We start from the raw sequence: 20,974 nt of genomic DNA, 5'->3' as shown, positions 1-20,974 counted from the left end.
CAACGACTATGGAAACAAGTACGCAACAGAATATTATAGCAAAGGGCACTAAAATTGTTGGAGATATAGCAAGTGAAGGGCCTTTTAGAATAGATGGCACTGTAGAAGGGAATGTAAAAACTTCGGGTAAAGTCGTAATTGGCAAATCAGGATTCATTAAAGGTACCTTACAGGGTGAAAATGCTGATTTTGAAGGTAAATTCTCTGGTAAGCTAATACTATCTGGCACATTGTCTTTAAAAACCACAGCACACATAGAGGGTGAAGTCCATACGAGTAAATTAGCTGTTGAGCCAGGCGCTACATTTAACGCAACATGTAGTATGAAGGGTACAGTAAAAGCATTACCTAATGAGCCAGTTAAACCAAAACAACCAGAGCAGCAACAAGTCAAAGCCACACAAGCCTCTCAAAGACCAGAAAGACAAGCTTAATACATACGCACGTTTTTCTAGTATCGCTTTGCAAATGTTTGCCATTATTGGTGTTGGCACTTATGCTGGTGTAAAATTGGACGAGTACTCCCCTAATGAGCATAACCTTTATACTATAATATTGTCTTTATTATCCGTGGTTCTTTCAATTGTTTTTGTAATTAGACGTATTATTGCAGCTTCAAAAGAAGATTAAAATGGAAGCCTTTAAGAAAAGACAGATATCATTTGTATTACAACTTATAGGGATTAGTGCGGTTTTATTTGGAATTCACAGCTATTTGCTACATCACTTTGCCTCTGAGAGAATATTCTTTTTTCCTGTTTGGCAGATTTATGTTTTTCATTTCGTTATTACACTTGTCCTATATACTATTATCAATTATAGATATTCCTCAGGTAAAACAGACATTTTTAATGTCTTTATGATTATGACTTTTGTAAAGATGGCATTGGCTATTGTCTTCCTATTGCCTTTGATACTTTCGGATTTTGAAAACAAACAACCAGATGTTTTTAATTTTTTCATTCCGTATTTCTTGTTTTTATTCTTTGAAGTTTTTGCCTTGACAAAATTTCTTCAAAAACAGTAATTTTTAGGTTTCTAACACGCCTTTAAATCAACTGATTTTACCGATTAAAAGACCTGAAAAATTATAGCGAAATTATTGTTTGTCAATTCATATAATGTACGTACATTTGCAGCGAATTTAAAACAAGGTATTTTAAAGCCACAAAGAATGACGTTAAGCACCTTAAAGCGTACAGTATTTACAGTTCTGTTTTTATCCGTATTTAGTTTTGGTTTTGCCAAGGATGCTAAAGAGCAAGGAGATGATGAAAAGTTTGACGCTAAGTCAATGATAATGCATCACGTTAAAGATGCCTATGGCATGCACATTATTACGTTTAACGAAGGTAAAGAAGACGAAAAGCACATTACCATTCCATTACCTGTTATTCTTTGGACAGATAATGGTTTAACTACATTTATGTCTTCAGAATTTCATCATGACTATCACGGACACGAAGTGGTGGAAAAAAATGGAGGCAAATTCGTTAACGTTCATGAAAAGGTTTATCAACTTAACGAGGGTGAAACAGAAGTAAAGTTAGACGAAGAAGGACACCCTACCAATGCAGAACGACCAATAGACATATCAATTACAAGAAACGTCTTTATGATGTGGGTTTCGGTTATTGTCTTGATACTGATTTTCTTTGCTGCAGCAAAAAGTTACAAAAAGAGTAAAAACAATGTGCCTTCTGGTATCGGAAGCTTTGTTGAGCCTTTGGTGGTGTTTGTGCGCGATGAAATTGCAAAGCCAATGATTGGTGAGCATAAATACAAAAGGTACATGCCTTATTTGTTAACGGTATTTTTCTTTATCTGGATTAACAATATTTTCGGTTTGATTCCAATTTTAAACGGAGCTAACCTTAGTGGTAATATTGCTTTTACAATGGTATTGGCACTATTCACATTTATCATCACAACATTTAGTGGAAACAAAAACTATTGGAAGCATATTTTCTGGATGCCAGGTGTACCTGTGCCAATGAAAATATTCTTAATGCCAATAGAATTAATAGGAATATTTACAAAGCCAATTTCGCTTATGATTCGTTTGTTTGCTAACATTACAGCAGGACACATTATCATTTTAGCATTAATGTCTTTGATATTTATATTTAAGACTTGGGCTGTAGCACCAGTTTCAGTAGCATTCTCGTTATTTATCGGGATTATTGAAATTGTGGTAACTGCAATTCAAGCCTATATATTTACAGTATTGTCTGCCCTTTATTTTGGGATGGCAACTGAAGAAGCGCATCATTAATTAATTTAAATTTTATATTATGACTATTACTGGAATTGCAGCTATTGGAGCTGGTTTAGCAGCTATCGGAGCTGGTGTAGGTATTGGTAAAATTGGTGGATCTGCTATGGAAGCTATGGCACGTCAACCAGAAATGCACGGTAAGATTCAATCTTCTGCATTAATTTTAGCAGCCTTCGTAGAAGCGGTAGCGCTATTTGGCGTTGTAGCAGCGTTAATCGTATAATTATGATTAAAACTAATTACAGAAGTAACGGTTGGTTGCTTCTGTAATTTTTATCATTCTCCATGTGGCTTTGGCTGCGGAGAATAAAATTTAGATTAAAAAGCATTTATAAAACATGGATTTAATTAAACCTGGATTTGGATTGGTATTTTGGACGGTAATCACCTTCCTAATATTATTGTTTTTATTAAGAAAATTTGCTTGGAGACCTATTCTTGGTGCCGTTAGTGAAAGAGAAGAAGGTATAAAAAATGCCTTAGCTTCTGCTGAGAATGCACGCAAGGAAATGGAAAACCTTCAAGCAGATAACGAGCGTATTTTACAAGAAGCGCGTGTAGAGCGTGAGGCTATGCTTAAGGATGCTCGTGAAATAAGAGAGCAAACCATTGCTAAAGCTGAAACAGAAGCACAAGAAAAAGCAAGTAAGATCATTGAGAAGGCACAAGCAGCTATAGAAAGTGAAAAGAAAGCTGCAATGGCTGAGCTAAAGAGTCATGTTGCTGGTTTATCAATAGAAATCGCTGAAAAAGTAGTGCGCGAAGAATTATCTAACAAAGACAAGCAATTGAAATTGGTTGAAGGCATGTTAGGTGAAGCAAAATTAAACTAAGGATAAATGGCAGGATCAAGAGCAGCAGTAAGATATGCTAAAGCGGTTTTAAGCTTAGCACAAGATCAAAAGGCAGCAGAAGCGGTTAATAGTGATATGAAGCTTATTTCAGAAACTATTTCTCAAAGTGATGAGCTTAGACAAGTGCTTCAGAGTCCTGTTGTAAGATCTTCAGACAAAAAGTCTGTATTGTCTTCTGTATTTTCAAAAGTAAGTGCTAATACAGAAAACCTGATAGATACTTTAATCTCAAACAAACGATTAGCACTCTTAAACGAAGTAGCTTCAAGTTACGTTCAGTTATTCGATCAATTAAGAGGAAGTCAAATTGCTAAGGTTACTACAGCAGTGCCTTTAACAGCAGATTTAAAGACTAAGGTTTTAGCTAAGGTTAAGGAATTAACTGGTAAAGACGCAGAAATAGAAAATATTATAGATGAAAGCATTCTAGGTGGTTTCATTTTACGAGTTGGAGATACACAGTACAATGCTAGTATCGCAAACAAACTCGAAAAACTAAAAAGAGAATTTACATTAAATTGAAATAATTCAGAATTCAGAATTTTGAATTCAAAATTAAATAGAGATGGCAGAAGTAAAACCAGCTGAGATATCAGCAATCTTAAAACAACAACTTTCAGGTTTTGAAGCAAGCGCTTCATTAGACGAAGTAGGAACAGTATTAACTGTAGGTGATGGTATTGTACGTGCTTATGGATTGGCTAACGCACAATATGGTGAATTAGTAGAATTCGAAGGTGGTGCAGAAGGAATTGTACTTAACCTTGAAGAAGATAACGTAGGTATCGTATTATTAGGTGCTTCTACTGGTGTAAAAGAAGGATCGACAGTAAAACGTACTGAGCGTATTGCCTCTGTAAAAGTAGGTGAAGGTATCGTAGGTCGTGTTGTTGATACTTTAGGTAACCCAATCGATGGTAAAGGACCAATTACTGGTGAAACTTATGAAATGCCTGTAGAGCGTAAAGCACCAGGTGTTATCTATAGAGAACCTGTAACTGAGCCATTACAAACGGGTATTAAGGCGATTGATGCTATGATTCCTGTAGGTAGAGGTCAACGTGAGTTGGTTATTGGTGACCGTCAGACAGGTAAGACTACGGTTTGTATTGATACCATCTTAAATCAAAAAGAATTTTACGATGCAGGTGAGCCTGTATACTGTATATATGTAGCAGTTGGACAAAAAGCGTCAACTGTAGCAAACATTGCTAAAACATTAGAAGAAAGAGGGGCTTTAGCTTATACTACAATTGTAGCGGCTAACGCATCAGATCCAGCAGCGATGCAAGTATATGCACCAATGACAGGAGCTTCTATTGGAGAGTATTTTAGAGATACTGGTCGCCCAGCATTAATCATCTATGATGATTTATCTAAGCAAGCGGTAGCTTACCGTGAGGTGTCGTTATTATTACGTCGTCCTCCAGGACGTGAGGCGTATCCTGGTGACGTTTTCTATCTTCACTCAAGATTGTTAGAGCGTTCTGCAAAAATTATCAACGATGATACTATTGCCAAGGAAATGAACGATTTACCAGATTCTCTTAAGCCAATGGTAAAAGGTGGTGGTTCTTTAACTGCTTTACCTATCATTGAAACGCAAGCAGGTGACGTATCAGCATATATCCCGACTAACGTAATTTCTATTACGGATGGTCAGATATTCTTGGATGGTGATTTATTTAACTCTGGTGTACGTCCAGCAATTAACGTAGGTATTTCTGTATCTCGTGTTGGTGGTAATGCTCAGATTAAATCGATGAAGAAGGTATCAGGTACTTTAAAACTAGATCAAGCTCAGTTCCGTGAATTAGAAGCGTTTGCTAAGTTTGGTTCAGATTTAGATGCATCTACATTAAACGTAATTGAAAAAGGTAAGCGCAACGTTGAGATCTTAAAGCAAGCTCAAAACGATCCTTATACTGTAGAAGATCAGATTGCAATTATCTACGCAGGTTCTAAGAACTTGTTAAGAGATGTTCCTGTTGAAAAAGTAAAAGAATTCGAAAGAGATTATATCGAATTTTTAAATGCTAAGCATAGAGATACGCTTGATACGCTTAAAGCAGGTAAATTAACTGATGAGGTTATTGATACATTAACTAATGTAGCTAAAGACCTTACAGGAAAATACAGAGCTTAATAATTAATCTAATGTCACTCTGAGCGCAGTCGAAGAGTCTTTATAAATTAAAGAATGGCAAACTTAAAAGAAATACGTAACAGAATATCATCAGTATCTTCAACGATGCAGATTACCAGTGCCATGAAAATGGTATCTGCTGCTAAATTGAAAAAAGCTCAAGATGCTATTACTGCGATGCGTCCCTACTCTAATAAGTTAACTGAATTATTACAAAGTTTAAGCGCTACTTTAGATGCTGATTCTGGTAGTAAGTATTCTGTTCAGAGAGAGGTTAAAAATGTTTTGATTGTTGCTATCACGTCTAACAGAGGTCTTGCAGGAGCTTTTAACTCTAATATTATAAAAGAGGTGAACAGGCTTGCAACTGAGACATATGCAAATCAAGAAGTATCGTATTTAGCAATTGGTAAAAAAGCAAATGATGCTTTTAAAAAGACCAATAAGGTTATTGCTAATAAAAGTGATCTTTACGATGACCTAACATTTGAAAATGTTGCGGAAATCGCCGAAATGATCATGGAGAAGTTTGTTGAAGGTGATTATGACAAAGTTGAATTGGTATATAACAGCTTTAAAAATGCTGCAACGCAGATTATTATGGCTGAACAATTCTTACCAATCGTACCAATCGAGGGAGAGGATGCTCACGCAAACTTAGATTACATTTTTGAGCCTTCTAAGCAAGAAATTGTAGAGACCTTAATACCTAAGTCTTTAAAGACTCAATTGTATAAGTCGATTAGAGATTCATTTGCTTCTGAGCATGGTGCACGTATGACAGCAATGCACAAAGCAACTGACAATGCTACTGAGTTAAGAGATCAATTGAAGTTAACGTACAACAAAGCAAGACAAGCGGCAATTACCAACGAAATTTTAGAAATTGTTGGTGGTGCAGAAGCACTTAACAATTAGGTTCGAGCCAAAAATTTTTGTAAAAATAAAGTAAAGTCCAACTCATTGAGTTGGACTTTTTCTTTGAGTAAATTTAAAAAATTAATGTATTTCATCGATAAAATACCGAAATCATCGATAAAATAAATAAAATTCCTATATTGCCCTCCCAAATCTAAACCTACTTATAAAATGAAAAAGCTTAAAGCAGGAATTTATGCCCTAATTTTCGCTATTGCGATGTGTCTTACCTTCCAATGCGCTAGTCCAAAAGTGGCAACTACCTTTGAAAATGAAATACCTTTTAATATTGAAGATGTTTACTTTCAAGAATGGTATGCAGGCATTAAAGTTGGTGGTACAGGTGTAAATATTTTTATTCCAGTGGTCGACAAACCTGCAGATGTTATAGTGGACAGTGTCTATTTTAGAAATCTTCAAGGTAAATTGGTAAAGACCCAAGGGAAATATTCAGCGGTGCTTAAAAACAAGTCACGCAGCTACACCTTTAGAGTTGAAGACAAACCAGAGGGTTATCCTTTTGATTTAAAAGCTTATGAATGTGTGATTAGCTACATTCAAAACGGAGAAACAAAATATTATAAAATTCAACAACTTAATGAATTTGCAGGGACTTACTATGAGAATGGTCCACCATCAATCTATGTACGAGAAAGCTCAGAAGGCTTAGCAACTATAGACGAAGAGAATGATAATTAGTTTCATATAAATAATTTTTAGTTAGTGATTAAAAAGTCTTGCATGCTATGTGTAAGGCTTTTTTATTTCAGCTTATTAGAAGAGCTATTTATTTAATACTTTTACACAGCACAGAACACAATCAATTGAGCGGTTTTAAATCCCTTTTTAAACAAACTTTTATTTATGGCTTGGCAACGGTATTACCGAGGATGTTGAGCTTCTTGTTGGTTCCACTTTACACAAGTGAAGCTGTTTTAGCCAATCCTGCTGAATATGGTAAGGTTTCGGTTATTTTTTCATATTTCGTACTGTTCAATGTGGTTTTGGCTTACGGTATGGAAACTGCATTTTTCCGCTTTTTCAATAAAGAAGAAAATAAAGACAAGGTGGTTAGTACGTCGTCCCTATCCTTAATTGTATCGTCTTTTGTGTTCTTCGTGTTAGCCTTAATATTTCAAAATCAAATTTCGAGTATTATTGATATTGACGTAAAGTACATCAATCTAGTGATATGGATATTATTACTCGATGCATTGGTTATCATTCCCTTTGCATGGCTTAGGGCAAACGAAAAACCAATGCGCTATGCCATTATTAAAATATTGAATGTTGTTATTAACATTGGGTTGAATCTATTCTTCTTACTGGCTTTAAAAGACCTGGCGCAAGGTGGAGGATTATTTGAAAGCATCTACAAACCCAACTTCGAAATCAGTTACATATTTATTGCAAACCTTGTAGCGAGTGCCTTTACATTGTTGGTAATGTTATCATTTTATGCAAAAATCAACTATAGATTCGACAAGCATTTATGGAAACAAATGATGCGCTACGCTATGCCTGTTTTAGTTGCAGGTGTTGCATTTTCAATAAACGAGACTTTCGATAGAATTTTGTTAAAGGAATTATTACCGCCAGACGTCGCTGAAAGTGAAATAGGAATGTATTCAGCGTGTTACAAATTGGCACTATTCATGACACTTTTTGCAACAGCTTATCGCTTAGGTATAGAGCCCTATTTCTTCAGTCACGCAAAAACTAAGAACCCACAAAAAAACTATGCCAATATTTTAGAGTTCTTTGTGGCATTTGGATCTATTATTCTATTGGCCGTTGTTGTATTTGCGGATATTTTGAAACCAATCATCATTAGAAGTGAAGCTTATTGGGAAGCTATGTGGATTGTTCCAATAATTCTATTGGCCAATTTTTGTTTGGGTATTTATCACAATCTATCCGTTTGGTATAAAATAACGGACAGAACAAAGTTCGGTGCCTATATTTCAGTTGTTGGTGCTTTAGTGACGCTAGCTATTAATTTTATGTTTATAGAAACCTATAGTTACAAGGCATCTGCCGTTGCTACATTGGTAGCTTATGGAACAATGATGTTACTGTCCTTCTATTTCGGAAGAAAGTATTATCCCATACCTTATAATCTTAAAAAAATTGGTCTTTACCTAGGCTTTTCCATTGGCTTATCGGCATTATCTTTCTATCAATATCGAGAGAATTATGTTATAGGAATTGCAATGTTAATTGTATTTTTGGGATTGGTTATCATGTTGGAAAAGAACCAACTGAAACGTCTCCTAAAACAATAAAAACATGAAGATTAAAATCATAAATAAATCCAGGCACGATTTACCACATTACGAAACCATAGCTTCCGCAGGTATGGATTTAAGGGCGAGTTTAACTGAATCTAGAATTTTAAAACCTCTAGAGCGTACCATCGTTGGTACTGGTTTATTTATAGAATTACCGATTGGTTACGAAGCACAGGTAAGACCAAGGAGCGGATTAGCAGCTAAAAAAGGCATTACAGTTTTAAACGCACCAGGAACAATAGATGCAGATTATAGAGGCGAAATAGGAGTGATATTGGCAAACCTTTCAAATGAAGATTTTACCATTAATAATGGTGAACGCATCGCACAATTAGTCATTGCAAAACACGAACGTGCAGAATGGGACGAAGTAGTAGAACTTTCAGAAACAGAAAGAGGAGAAGGTGGTTTTGGTAGTACAGGCACCTCGTAATTGTAGAATTACGATTGACGATTTCAGAATTGTCCCCTTGAGGGGACTTTAGGGGTGTTTTAAAAAATCACCTTAAACATAAACAAAGATAAAGTTTAACATAAAAGAGATTTCCGCTTTTGCGGAAACGAAAAATAAGTTTTTCGATGAAAATAATAGTACCAATGGCAGGCAGAGGTTCTCGCCTTAGACCACATAGTTTAACAGTTCCAAAACCATTAATACCTGTTGCAGGCCAACCCATTGTGCATCGGCTAGTAAAGGATATTGCCAAAGTGTTGAAACAACCTATTGAAGAAATTGCTTTCGTTTTGGGTGATCCAGCATTTTTTGGTGAAGATGTGGTTGAGAGCTTAACAGAACTAGCTCAGGACCTAGGAGCCAAAGCATCTATATACAGACAAGACCAACCATTAGGAACAGGACACGCCATAATGAGTGCCAAGCCTTCTCTTTCTGGTCCAGCCGTAATTGCCTATGCGGATACGCTGATTAGAGCAGAGTTCGATTTAGATCCAACTGCAGACAGTGTGATATGGACAAAAAGAGTTGAAAACCCTGAAGCTTATGGTGTTGTAAAATTAAATGAAAACGAAAATATTGTGGAGCTGGTTGAAAAACCAGAAACCTTCGTCAGTGACCAAGCGGTAATAGGTATTTACTACTTTAAAGATGTTGCGGTTTTAAAAGAAAAGCTTCAAGAAGTTCTGGATGAAAACGTTATGAACGGAGGCGAATACCAAATCAACGATGGTATAAAGCGTATGATGGCTGATGGCAGAATATTCAAAACAGGTACTGTTGATGAATGGATGGACTGCGGTAACAAAACCGTTACATTACAGACCAATGCAAAAATGTTAGACTTCTTAAAAGCTGATGCCGAAGAACAATTAGTTGATGATTCTGTCGTATTAGAGAACTCAAAAATTATTGAACCTTGTTTTGTTGGTAAAGGCACTGTTTTACGCAATACAACCATAGGACCTTACGTTTCTATTGGCAAGGACTGTGTTATTGAAGACTCAAGCGTTAAAAATAGCTTAATCCAGAACCAAACCAGTATCAAAAACGCTAATTTAGAGGAAGCTATGATTGGTAACCATGTAAAGTACAATGGTAAGTTTACTAAAATAAGCATTGGTGATTATTCTGTATTAGAATAAAACAAGAATGTCATACTGAGCGTGGTCACTGAGTAAAGTCGAAGTGCAGTCGAAGTAAATTTTAGTTTGGAACAACTTTTGAAAATATAATGTCATTCAGAGCTGTCAGGCTGAGCTTGTCGAAGTCAAAGCGAAGTGAAGAATCTCAAATGAAATTTAATAATAAAATAACAAGAATTCTTGTGGTACTAGTTTTAGTGCCAAGCCTTGCTATGGCCCAAGTGGATTTCAACAAACGTCCAGATGATGACTTAGGCAATGTTGAAGATGAGTTTCAGGAGCATTTTTTCGAAGCTCTTAAACAAAAGGGAATTGAAAATTATGACAGAGCAGTAGAAGCACTTCACAAGTGTTTAAATCTTAACAGTAAAAAACCGGTTATTTATTTTGAACTGGGAAAGAACTACAATAAGCTCAAAAACTTTGGTGCTGCTGAAGACAACCTCAAAAAGGCGATTAGTATGCAACCTGATAACGAATGGTTTTTAGATGAGCTATACGATGTATATTTCCAACAAGAGGACATAGACAACGCCATCAAAACCATAAAACAATTGGTTAAATACCATCCAGATTACAAAGAGGATTTAGCTGCTTTGTATGTCAGGGAAAAACGCTATAAACAAGCTTTGGAACTTTTGGACGAGTTAGATGAAGAATTGGGTGTTAGTGAAGCCAGAGATGCTATGCGAAATGATATCTATAGTATTACCGGCAATGTTGATGACAGAATTGAAAACCTTGAACAGCGAATCGCAAACAATCCCAACAACGAAGACAATCATTTAAAACTCATTTATAGATACAGTCAAACAGGAGATAAACAGAAAGCCTATAAAGCAGCCGAGAATCTTCTAAGAATAAAACCAGATTCCAAATTCGTGCATTTGGCGCTATACAAATTTTATCTACAAGACGGTAAGTTGGAAGATGCCATAAACTCCGTAAAAATAGCACTGACAAGTCCAGAAATAAATGCAGATGCTAAAGCCAAAGTACTTAAGGATTTTGTGAATTTTGTGTCTAAAAATCCAGAATATGAGGGTGATTTAGTTGATATTACTGCTTTGGTGGACGGTAATAAAGATGCCCAAACCCATAGTGACCTTGGGCAATACTATCTAAAATCAGGTGATAAAGTAAAGGCATTGGCAAATTTCAAAGAAGCCCTAAAACAAGACCCTAATGACTTTAAACTCATTAAGGATGTATTGTTACTTCAATTAGATACTCAAGATTATACAGCGGTAGTACAAGATAGCGAAGAAGCCTTAGAATTGTATCCTGCACAGCCAATATTGTACTTGGTTAATGGAGTTGCAAACAATAAGCAAGGCAGTCACAAAAAGGCTATAGATAATCTAGAAATGGGCTTGGATTTCCTAATCGACAATCCTAACATGGAAGCTGATTTTTATTCAGAATTAAGTTTAGCCTATAAAGCTCTTAATAATATTAGTAAATCTGAAACGTTTGCTAAAAAGGCACAAGCCATAAAAGCCCAACAGTAAATGATTTTAAATCCCACCTTTAAGTTCTCTAGAGTAATTTTATCATTTATTTTGATGGCTTTCTTACTAAACTGCAAGTCAGCCAAAAGTGTTATAGAATCTGGTAAAGCAAGTGACAAGCTTTCTGCCAAGCAAGTTATTAAACAGCATCAGAAAAATGATGCAGACTTTAAAACGCTTCAAGGCAAGGTAAAGATAGATATTATCCAAAACCAAGAGGAACAAGGTTCAACCTTCAATTTGAGAATTGAAAAAGATAAGGTTATTTGGCTGAGTGCAAAACTTGGGTTGGCTAGAATGATGATCACACCAGAGAAAGTAAGATTCTATAATAAACTAGATAATGAGTATTTTGATGGTGATTACAAATTATTAAGTGATTTTGTAGGTGTTGACTTAGATTTTGATAAAGTTCAAAATATATTATTGGGTCAGGCCATATTTAACTTAAAAGATGAAGCTCATACAGTTTCGGTTAATGACAATTCTTATGCCTTGCAACCTAAAGACCAAAACGCACTATTAGAGCTGTTTTATTTAATTAACCCATCGTATTTTAAGATGGATAGTTTACAGTTGTTTCAACAGTTAAAAAAACGTATTCTTCAAGTAGATTATATGTCTTATCAAGAAGTTGGGAAGCAGATTTTACCAAAAGATATCAAAATTATTGCGGTTGAAGACACTGATGAGGTTGCTATCACCATGGAGTTTAAGTCCTTAACACTCAATGAAGAGGTCCGTTTTCCATTTAAAATTCCAGCAGGTTATAAAGAAATAGTTATTAAGTAATGAATGCAAAGTGTTTACAAATCATTATAATTTTAGGGTTTCTACTATCCTCACCATCGCTTATTGCGCAAAGTAAAAAACAAGAAAAGTTAGAAGCTCAACGCCAGCAAGTTCTTAAAGAGATGAAGCAAATAAATGCTTTATTATTCACTAAAAAGAAGGAACAAAAATCTGAAATCACCCATATTGAAGACCTTAACTATAAAGTGAGTGTTAGGCAAAATTTGATTAGAATCACTAACGAACAAGCCAATTTATTAACTCGCGAAATCAATACAAACCAAAAAGAGATTACAAGCCTTAGAACGCAGTTACAAGAATTAAAAGATGATTATGCTGCCATGGTTGTAAAATCATACAAGAGCAAATCAGAGCAAAGTAAGGTGATGTTCTTATTGTCATCCGATGATTTTAAACAGGCTTATAAGCGATTACAATACATTAGACAATATAGAGATTACCAAAAGGAACAGGGTGAAGCGATAAAAACCAAAACCCAAGAGTTACAAGATTTAAATATTCAACTTTCCAAACAAAAGGCGGATAAGCAAAAATTAATTGAAGAAAATAGAGCTGCTAAACGTCAGCTGGAAAGAGAGCTTAAAGAGCGCGAGGTATTGATGGCTTCCATAAAAGCCGACATGAGCAAATTTGCCGCTCAGATTAAAAAGAAGAAACAAGAAGCAGACCGATTGGATAGGGAAATTAACCGACTGATTAGAGAAGCCATTGCGGCATCCAATAAAGAAGCGGGTAATAAATCATCTACAGGAAAATTTGTGCTCACACCTGAAGCTAAAAAACTAGCTGCTAATTTTGAGGCCAACAAAGGCAAATTGGGTTGGCCTGTTGAGAGAGGAGTAATAAAAGCTAAATTCGGAAAAGGCCGTTCCTTAACGGACAGTTCTGTTGAGGTTAACAATCCTGGTATTAAGATTGCAACGACTACAAGCGCTGAAGTTAAAGCAGTTTTTAATGGTGAAGTCTCTCAAATTTTAGTTATAAAGAGAGGGAATCCAGCCATTTTAATAAGACATGGAAATTACCTAACTGTATATACAAACCTCTCTAAAATTTATGTAAAAAAAGGAGATAAGGTAAAAACTGGCCAGGCCATTGGACAAGCGTTTACCAACAAAACCAATGGAGAAACTTTATTAGGCTTTAGAATTTATAAGAACAATCAAAAGCTTAATCCTCAATATTGGTTGTCTAAGTATTAAACTCTCACCACTACATAACCTTTTCGTGTCTTTTGGTAGTGTTTTCCATTAAAGAAATAGTAACGTTTTCCTTTTACCCTAACGACTTTATAATTTCTAGGTAATTTTTTTACTACAGTAACAGAAGCAGGTTGTTTTACAGCCACTCGACTTGCACAAGAATTTAAACTTAATGCAAATACAAAAACTAAGGTGTAAACTAAATATTTCATATCATTAATAAATTTGGTTTAATGATAAGACACGGATATTTAGAAAAGGTTTAATTCTACAGATTGTAAGATATAAGGGTAAACGAGATACTGAAACAAATTTAGCTTGAGAGCTTTCACCTTCTGTGCTACATCATGTGATTTGTTATTCTGAACTCGTTTCAGAATCTATTACTCAAAAAGCGCCTTTAGTTCAGTAGCACTAGAAGGTTTCATCTTTCCTGCTAACACCAAGCTCAATTGTTTTCTACGCAGAGCTGCATCATAGCGTTCCTTTTCTAATTCGGTTTCTGGGATAAGCTCTGGGACTTTTACAGGACGACCTGTCTCGTCTACAGCAACAAAGGTATAAATAGCCTCATTGGCTTTAATACATTCGCCAGACTCGCGGTCTTCAATCCAAACATCCATATAAACTTCCATTGAAGACTTAAAGGCACGAGAAACTTTTGCCTCTATAGTCACAACGCTTCCAAGAGGAATAGATCTATTAAAAGCTACATGGTTAACAGAAGCCGTAACAACAATACGACGTGAGTGACGTCTCGCTGCTATACTTGCTGCTCTATCCATACGTGCCAATAACTCACCACCAAAGAGATTGTTGATAGGGTTGGTTTCACTTGGTAATACTAAATCGGTAACCACCGTTTTAGACTGAAATGCGGTTCTAGGTTGCATAAATCATTAAAATTTGTGCAAAGATAAAGTGAATTGAATTAATAAAGGGATAACTAAGAACTAATCTAACTTCTTAATCAACAACCAAGCATCACGGTTGTGCTCACGTCGGATTTTGTAGAGTGCACTTTGAGCCTCAGACCTAGTTTCAAAGCTAGAATAAACCACTTCGTGCAAGCCATAGCGATTTTTGCCAATTTTTCTGGCTTTATAGCCTTTGTCTCTTAGCTGCTTCACTTTTTTATCGGAATTAGCTTCAATTCTAAAAGCACCGGCAACAATATGGTAATTTCCAGTTTGTTTTTCTAACGACAACGTTGCAGCAGGTAATGGGTTGCTGATAACAAAAGTAGCTTCCTGTACTTTGGCATCCAATTGTGCATTGGCCTCCTCTTGTGCTAGTTGGTTATGGTTTTCAATGGTATTGTTGTAATACTTTGCAGCTCCAAAACCTCCTAAGCCCAACACAATAACAGCTGCAGCAGCATACTTTAACCAGTTGTTGTTAGAGCGCTTTTCTGGTGTAAATGCAATTGGTGCTGTTTCCTCAATGGCTTCAACCTCTTCTTTATAAACTTCACGCTTAATATCGTTAGAGGTAAAGTGAGATAAACCAAAGGAATCCGTTAGGTAATTAATATGGTTAGAAGGGTTAAATACAATTTTGCCTTCTGCATTTAAAACCAGTTCGCCAATATTTTCAAATTGAATGGTTTCACCTTCAATTAAATACGACTTTATGGTTTTAACATGCTTAGTGATTTTTTTGTTAGCGGTATTGTAAGGAATCTTTTCAACCTCAGCAATGTAGTTAGCTAACAAGCCATCGTTGCTCTGCAATTGCTCATTAAACGATAACGCTTTTTTTGGAGGATAAAATGTATGAGTTGACTCATGCATTTTGGCAGAAATACGATTGGTTAAAAAAGCACCAAAATTTGGAACGGTTACACAGTCGTATCGGTATAAAAGGTCGCTAATGTAAGTCTCTAATTGCATATTACTCTAACTATTGTAAGTAAAACCGAGATAATGATTGAACTAAAATTATCTCTTTAGTATAAGCTTCAGTTTTGCTAAAACTAGTTTATGGAGTAAAGTTAAAAATTTTTGAAATTGATAAAAGTTTGCACACATATAGTTATTAACATCAGAAAAATTTAGTTTCTTGTAGGTTTTAAATCAGCCGTTTAAAAATGACAGAAGAACAACTTATTTACACTCTAGCATTGCAACATGTACCTAAAATAGGTTCCACAACAGCTAAAAAATTGATCAATCATTGTGGCTCAGCTGAAGCGGTTTTAAAAGAAAAGAAATCTAAACTTTTAAAAATTGATGGGATTGGCACCATCACCATAGAAGGTCTATTTGATAAATTTCATCTTGAAGAAGCCGAGAATGAACTCAAATTCATAAGAGACAATAACATAACCGTACATTATTTTACGGAAGACACCTATCCTGAAAGATTAAAACATTGTATTGACGGACCTATATTATTATTTCAATCTGGTAATATCAACTTAAAAAAGCAACCTATTATAAGTATTGTTGGTGCGCGAAAAATCACCACAAACGGTATTGCCTTTTGTAACAAATTAGTAGAATCGCTATCACCTTATAATCCAATTATCGTCTCTGGTTTTGCCTACGGCACAGATATTACAGCTCAAAAGGCGGCTATAAATCACAACTTACAAACCATAGGCTGTCTGGCACATGGCTTAAATCAAATTTATCCTAAAGTGCATAAGAAATATGTGGCAGATGTTGAAAAACATGGTGGCTTTTACACCGATTTTTGGAGTACAGATGTATTTGATAGGAACAATTTTTTAAAGCGAAATAGAATCATCGCAGGCCTGAGCGAAGCCACCATCGTCATAGAATCTGCCGAAAAGGGCGGAAGCTTGGTTACCGCAGACATCGCCAATTCTTATGATCGTGAAGTTTTTGCAGTACCAGGACGAACAACAGATAGCCAAAGCGTGGGTTGCAATAACCTAATAAAATTTCAAAAAGCACATCTATTATCTGACCCAATGGATGTTCCCTATTTATTGAATTGGCAATTGGAAACAGAGACCAAACCAGCAGTACAAAAACAACTGTTTGTTGAGTTAGAACCCGATGAAAAAATTATCTATAACTATTTAAAAGACAATGACAAAGAATTGCTTGATGTTATAGCGTATCAATGCGGAATTCCAACCTACAAATTAGCTGGCTTACTTCTTAATATGGAACTGAAAGGTGTGATTAGACCTTTGCCTGGTAAGTTGTTTGAGCTTATTTAAAAAATAAATTGATTATGAGTGGATTCCAGTTAAAACTTTTTATAATTAGAAAAGTGGCGGTAATATGGGCTTTTTTAATTTTGACGCTTTTAGCCTCTTGTGTAAGTATTTATAATATTGATGAACCTAATAATAATCAAATAGATATTTCTCAATATATTATTCGAAACCTAAGGTCAAAACATAAAAGCTTTTTGAACAAAACTAATGTTATTATAATTACTCAGTCAGATAGTATTAATAATAATGAATTTATATATGGTATTTATGACATAGGTTCTGTTCAAGACATTGAAGTTCGACCAGATTCAATTGGTTTTAGCTTTAAAAACTTTAAGGAAATAGATAGAAAGTTATTTGTGTATGAAAGTCAGAATATTGAAAAAAAGCCTTCAGAGATATATGAAATGCTTCACAAATACAATGTAAGATTGGATTCTTGTTCATATAAGTACAGATATGTTACTTATAACTTACAGAAACATACTGACTGTTCTAAAAGCCGAAAATCACACTTTACAGATAATGATTTTTCGTCTATTTATTATAAAGTATATATTGATAAAAAGCTAAAGAAAATAAGATTAAAACAAATTGAGGGGCGTAAACTTTTTTCTTATTAATACCCAACCTTTTCCCTAACACGCTTTAAAACATCATCAGCCACAACCTTAGCTTTTGCAGCGCCTTTGGCTAAAGCCGCATCAACTTCGCTGAGGTTTTCCATATAATAATCATAGCGTTTTCTAGGTTCAGCAAAACGCTCTAAAATCAATTCGTATAGAGTTTGTTTAGCATGTCCATAACCATAGTTGCCACCTTCGTAATTGGCCTTCATTTCTGCAATCTGCTCATTTGATGCCAATAGGTTATAAATAGCAAAACAGTTGCAGGTTTTCCAATCTTTTGGCTCTTCAAGCGGTGTGCTATCCGTCTCTATAGACATAATCTGCTTGCGTAATTTCTTCTCTGGCAAAAAGATATTAATGATGTTGTTTTTACTCTTGCTCATTTTAGCACCATCAGTGCCAGGAATCAACATGGTCTCTTTTTGTATATCAGCTTTTGGTAAGACAAAAGTTTCGCCTCCCATTTTGGCATGAAAGCGTGATGCCACATCGCGCGTCATTTCTATATGTTGTTCCTGATCTTTCCCAACAGGAATGATTTCAGAATCATACAACAGAATATCCGCAGCCATAAGCATAGGATAGGTGAACAGACCTCCATTGACATCGTCTAATCTGTCGGCTTTATCTTTAAAACTATGTGCTAATTCTAATCGCTTAAAAGGGAAGAAGCAATTTAGATACCAAGCTAATTCAGTCACCTGTGGCACATCACTTTGTCTGTAAAACACGGTTTTATCTATATCTAGACCAAACGCCAACCAAGTAGCTGCAGTAGAGTACGTATTGTTACTAAGCGTTTCAGCATCCTTAATTTGAGTTAAAGAATGTAAATCTGCAATAAATAAATAAGAATCGTTTGCCTTATCTTTTGCTTTTTCTATTGCAGGTAAAATAGCACCTAGTATATTACCTAAGTGCGGTGTTCCTGTACTTTGTATACCTGTTAGTATTCTTGCCATAACATTACCTGCGTAGGCAGGTATTTAATTAAATTAAACTTAGTTCTAAAACTGAAAGCAAAGATAAATTTTTGAAAGAACTATAAGAAGCTATTTGAATTAAATACTTAGTTTTGGTGCCATGGCAATATTTAAGTATCCGTTTTGGGTTTTATATCGCATTTGGTTCTACATTTTGGTAGCCATACCTATTATTGTATTGTTTCCTATTCTATTGATTTCCATTTCTAGAGAAAAATGGTATCCGTTTTTCTTTAAACTAGCCCGTTTTTGGGCCAAGTTTATTTTAGTTGGGATGGGTTTTGCCTATAGGGTTAAAAAAGAAGAAAATCCAGACCCGAAGAAGAGTTATATGTTTGTTGCCAACCATACTTCTATGGCGGATATTATGTTAATGCTGGTGTCTGTAAAAAACCCTTTTGTGTTTGTTGGCAAAAAGGAATTGGCAAAAATCCCTTTATTTGGCTTCTTTTACAAGCGTACCTGTATTTTGGTTGACAGAAGTAGTGCAAAGAGCAGACAAGCCGTTTTTTTAAGAGCTCAAAGACGGTTAAAACAAGGCTTAAGCATTTGTATTTTCCCTGAAGGAGGAGTGCCGGAAGAAGACGTTGTATTAGACACTTTTAAAGATGGGGCTTTTCGCTTAGCCATTAACCATCAAATACCAGTTGTACCGATTACCTTTTACGACAACAAAAAAAGATTCTCTTATACGTTTTTTAGCGGTGGTCCAGGTAGAATGCTAGTTAAAATTCACAGTTTTATACAAACAAAAGGCTTAACAATTAAAGAGACTAAAACCTTAAACGAAACTGCCAGAACTGTAATTTTAAACGAGTTAGAAAAGGGTAACATAAAGAGTTAATTCCTAAAAAAGGAAAAGCCACTCTAACCAAGAGTAGCTTTTTTTGTCATCATTGCATTCACCATTGCTTTAGTTTGTTTGCAATAACCTAACCTAATTTAAATTTACCTAAAACTTAAAACTTAATCCTGTATATACTCCAATAAAGAATGGTCTATAATTACCAGACGTATTATTGAATGTATTTATTTGATACTTGAACTGAGGTTCAAGATTAATATTCCACTGTTTAGACAAGCTATAATCTAATCCCAAACCAAAGTTGGCACTAAAACTTGTACTATTAATATTGTTAGCTTCACCAATTAAGGTGTTAACTCCGTCTAAATCTGCGTAGATTTCATTTTCATTTAAAAAGAACGTACTAAATCCGCCAATTACATTAACTCCAAATTTTTTATCTAACACACGATATTCCAATTCTAAAGGCACTTCAATAAAACCAAAACGCTGATCAATGCTACCCACCTTTGTGCTTAGGTCTAAAGAAGATACCATTGCTTTGGCACTCATTAATGATACACTTTGTGCTTGGTTATTTAAAGTGACATTTGCATATTTTTGAGTCACATTTGCACCTGAACCTGAAGTTACAAAAGAGGCAGACACTGCAGGATTAGGGTTTGTAATAGCGAAAACATCTGAAGTTGACTGACTAAGATTAACAACATTTACACCAGTACGCACTTTTAACCTTTCGTTTACAGCATAGGCAGTAGTAATTCCGTAGCTCATATTGATATCGCTACTTTTGGAGTTGTCATTAAACTGTCCATCGATAGGAGACCCTTCACCTAAAGAACTGTAATAAACAGGCGCAACATTTGGCGTAATGCTCCACCTGTTTTGTTCATCTTCTTTCTCTTTTTCATCAGTATCTTTATCCTCTGCATTATTTGCTGCAATAGCATCTAAAATAGATTCCTTTTTTGGGTCTTCTTTAAGAATGTCTTTCTTTTCTATATCTTCAGTAGCAGATGTAGCGTCCGTGTTTTCTGAATTGGATTTTTCAGAACCCTTTGATGTTGAATTATCCGTAACTGCTGTGTTGTTATCTTCTATTGTTTTCTTAATTGCCGACTTTATGTCCTTATCGTTAGCAAGTTCTGTTTTATTACTGTTTTCTGAACTCTTCGTATCAACAGAAGCTACCTTTGTATTATCCGCATCAATTATTGTAGTTAATTTTTCACGTTCTTGTGAAGGTGGGTTTTCGCCTTTATCTTTATTGTCTGAATAAACCGCAACAGAATTTAACTGCGACTTAGGGTTGGAAGTAAGATTTTTAGAAGCACTTTTCTTATCGGAACCGTTATCTTCCTTTAAACCATTAATTGATTCGTCGTCTTTCTCAGAACCTACAAACTCAAGCTTTTCATATGCTTCATCATCCTTAAGCTCATTTTGCTTGTCATTAGACGTTGAGTTGTTATTGTTTTGATTAGAGTTGTTGTTTAAATCTTCTGTATCAACAACAGTAGGGTCTACTGAATTGTCTATGTCTGAATTAAATACAGATATACCAATAGTAAGAAGCAAAGCAATTGCAGCGGCTACACCACCTATTTGCCACCAAAGTGCTACAACTCTGCGTTTTCTCTTCTTATTAGGCAGACTTTCGCTTATGCGATTCCAAACAGCATCGTTAGGTGCTACTTCAAAATCCTTAAACTTTTCTTGAAAAAGTCTGTCTATGTTCTTTTTATCATTCAT

The 20,974-nt window shown here is 35.3% G+C and carries 24 protein-coding genes; 18 read left to right on the top strand and 6 right to left on the bottom strand.

Annotated elements, in window-relative coordinates; all coding sequences use genetic code 11:
* The first annotated feature begins 8 nt into the window (after positions 1–8).
* Positions 9–434: a bactofilin family protein gene (locus ACQ65V_RS04805; RefSeq protein WP_412559631.1), complete on the top strand. Its 426-nt coding sequence runs from the start codon at positions 9–11 to the stop codon at positions 432–434.
* Positions 352–630, top strand: coding sequence for an AtpZ/AtpI family protein (locus tag ACQ65V_RS04800; RefSeq protein ID WP_430467082.1), 279 nt, complete (start codon positions 352–354; stop codon positions 628–630). The genes ACQ65V_RS04805 and ACQ65V_RS04800 overlap by 83 nt, the downstream gene beginning before the upstream one ends.
* Positions 631–816: 186 nt before the next feature.
* On the opposite strand, the gene ACQ65V_RS04795 is transcribed toward ACQ65V_RS04800, so the two are convergent.
* Positions 817–963: a hypothetical protein gene (locus ACQ65V_RS04795; RefSeq protein ID WP_430467081.1), complete on the bottom strand. Its 147-nt coding sequence runs from the start codon at positions 961–963 to the stop codon at positions 817–819.
* Positions 964–1,174: 211 nt separating this feature from the next.
* On the opposite strand from ACQ65V_RS04795, the gene atpB reads away from it, so the two are divergent.
* From atpB to ACQ65V_RS04730, 13 genes are all read left to right on the top strand, one after another.
* Entirely contained in the window at positions 1,175–2,275 is a 1,101-nt protein-coding gene (atpB, locus tag ACQ65V_RS04790; RefSeq protein WP_155089245.1) for a F0F1 ATP synthase subunit A, read from the top strand.
* 19 nt (positions 2,276–2,294) lie between these two features.
* Positions 2,295–2,501, top strand: a complete 207-nt coding sequence (atpE, locus tag ACQ65V_RS04785) for an ATP synthase F0 subunit C (protein ID WP_103050608.1) — start codon at positions 2,295–2,297, stop codon at positions 2,499–2,501.
* Between the two features lie 115 nt (positions 2,502–2,616).
* A complete protein-coding gene (locus ACQ65V_RS04780) occupies positions 2,617–3,111 on the top strand; it encodes a F0F1 ATP synthase subunit B (protein ID WP_273289673.1) in 495 nt (164 codons plus the stop codon).
* A gap of 6 nt (positions 3,112–3,117) precedes the next feature.
* On the top strand, positions 3,118–3,654 hold the full coding sequence (atpH, locus tag ACQ65V_RS04775) for an ATP synthase F1 subunit delta (protein ID WP_412559634.1): 537 nt from the start codon (positions 3,118–3,120) through the stop codon (positions 3,652–3,654).
* Positions 3,655–3,697: 43 nt separating this feature from the next.
* Complete coding sequence (gene atpA, locus ACQ65V_RS04770) at positions 3,698–5,278, top strand: F0F1 ATP synthase subunit alpha (RefSeq protein WP_155089248.1); 1,581 nt, start codon at positions 3,698–3,700, stop codon at positions 5,276–5,278.
* Between the two features lie 54 nt (positions 5,279–5,332).
* Positions 5,333–6,196, top strand: coding sequence for an ATP synthase F1 subunit gamma (gene atpG / locus ACQ65V_RS04765; RefSeq protein ID WP_430467080.1), 864 nt, complete (start codon positions 5,333–5,335; stop codon positions 6,194–6,196).
* Positions 6,197–6,367: 171 nt separating this feature from the next.
* On the top strand, positions 6,368–6,895 hold the full coding sequence (locus ACQ65V_RS04760; protein WP_430467079.1) for a hypothetical protein: 528 nt from the start codon (positions 6,368–6,370) through the stop codon (positions 6,893–6,895).
* 125 nt (positions 6,896–7,020) lie between these two features.
* Complete coding sequence (locus tag ACQ65V_RS04755; RefSeq protein WP_430468616.1) at positions 7,021–8,481, top strand: oligosaccharide flippase family protein; 1,461 nt, start codon at positions 7,021–7,023, stop codon at positions 8,479–8,481.
* Positions 8,482–8,485: 4 nt separating this feature from the next.
* Complete coding sequence (gene dut / locus ACQ65V_RS04750) at positions 8,486–8,920, top strand: dUTP diphosphatase (RefSeq protein ID WP_430467078.1); 435 nt, start codon at positions 8,486–8,488, stop codon at positions 8,918–8,920.
* 146 nt (positions 8,921–9,066) lie between these two features.
* Complete coding sequence (locus tag ACQ65V_RS04745; RefSeq protein WP_430467077.1) at positions 9,067–10,086, top strand: sugar phosphate nucleotidyltransferase; 1,020 nt, start codon at positions 9,067–9,069, stop codon at positions 10,084–10,086.
* A 149-nt stretch (positions 10,087–10,235) separates the two neighbouring features.
* Positions 10,236–11,597, top strand: a complete 1,362-nt coding sequence (locus ACQ65V_RS04740) for a tetratricopeptide repeat protein (protein WP_430467076.1) — start codon at positions 10,236–10,238, stop codon at positions 11,595–11,597.
* A 54-nt stretch (positions 11,598–11,651) separates the two neighbouring features.
* Complete coding sequence (locus ACQ65V_RS04735; protein ID WP_430467075.1) at positions 11,652–12,389, top strand: DUF4292 domain-containing protein; 738 nt, start codon at positions 11,652–11,654, stop codon at positions 12,387–12,389.
* A complete protein-coding gene (locus ACQ65V_RS04730; RefSeq protein WP_430467074.1) occupies positions 12,389–13,612 on the top strand; it encodes a murein hydrolase activator EnvC family protein in 1,224 nt (407 codons plus the stop codon). Before ACQ65V_RS04735 ends, ACQ65V_RS04730 begins: the two co-directional genes overlap by 1 nt.
* Here ACQ65V_RS04730 and ACQ65V_RS04725 read toward each other — a convergent pair.
* The 3 genes from ACQ65V_RS04725 to ACQ65V_RS04715 all read right to left on the bottom strand — a co-directional run bounded on the left by ACQ65V_RS04725 (position 13,609) and on the right by ACQ65V_RS04715 (position 15,504).
* Positions 13,609–13,824, bottom strand: coding sequence for a DUF6515 family protein (locus ACQ65V_RS04725; protein ID WP_430467073.1), 216 nt, complete (start codon positions 13,822–13,824; stop codon positions 13,609–13,611). The two genes, ACQ65V_RS04730 and ACQ65V_RS04725, sit on opposite strands and share 4 nt — an antisense overlap.
* 171 nt (positions 13,825–13,995) lie before the next feature.
* Entirely contained in the window at positions 13,996–14,505 is a 510-nt protein-coding gene (locus tag ACQ65V_RS04720) for an acyl-CoA thioesterase (protein ID WP_155089257.1), read from the bottom strand.
* A 60-nt stretch (positions 14,506–14,565) separates the two neighbouring features.
* Complete coding sequence (locus ACQ65V_RS04715) at positions 14,566–15,504, bottom strand: SPOR domain-containing protein (RefSeq protein ID WP_412559643.1); 939 nt, start codon at positions 15,502–15,504, stop codon at positions 14,566–14,568.
* Between the two features lie 197 nt (positions 15,505–15,701).
* Here ACQ65V_RS04715 and dprA point away from each other — a divergent pair, with 197 nt between their 5' ends.
* Complete coding sequence (gene dprA, locus ACQ65V_RS04710) at positions 15,702–16,805, top strand: DNA-processing protein DprA (protein ID WP_430467072.1); 1,104 nt, start codon at positions 15,702–15,704, stop codon at positions 16,803–16,805.
* Between the two features lie 14 nt (positions 16,806–16,819).
* Entirely contained in the window at positions 16,820–17,428 is a 609-nt protein-coding gene (locus tag ACQ65V_RS04705) for a hypothetical protein (RefSeq protein WP_430467071.1), read from the top strand.
* Here the strand turns inward: ACQ65V_RS04705 and trpS are convergent.
* A complete protein-coding gene (gene trpS / locus ACQ65V_RS04700; RefSeq protein WP_412559646.1) occupies positions 17,425–18,396 on the bottom strand; it encodes a tryptophan--tRNA ligase in 972 nt (323 codons plus the stop codon). The genes ACQ65V_RS04705 and trpS overlap by 4 nt on opposite strands.
* Before the next feature lie 121 nt (positions 18,397–18,517).
* Here trpS and ACQ65V_RS04695 point away from each other — a divergent pair, with 121 nt between their 5' ends.
* Positions 18,518–19,261, top strand: coding sequence for a lysophospholipid acyltransferase family protein (locus tag ACQ65V_RS04695; protein WP_430467070.1), 744 nt, complete (start codon positions 18,518–18,520; stop codon positions 19,259–19,261).
* A 108-nt stretch (positions 19,262–19,369) separates the two neighbouring features.
* Here ACQ65V_RS04695 and ACQ65V_RS04690 read toward each other — a convergent pair whose 3' ends face one another.
* Positions 19,370–20,974, bottom strand: a complete 1,605-nt coding sequence (locus ACQ65V_RS04690; protein ID WP_430467069.1) for a hypothetical protein — start codon at positions 20,972–20,974, stop codon at positions 19,370–19,372.

The organism is Winogradskyella ouciana, assembly GCF_965284585.1.
Taxonomy (GTDB): domain Bacteria; phylum Bacteroidota; class Bacteroidia; order Flavobacteriales; family Flavobacteriaceae; genus Winogradskyella; species Winogradskyella ouciana.
This window is presented reverse-complemented; position numbering and strand designations above follow the sequence as displayed.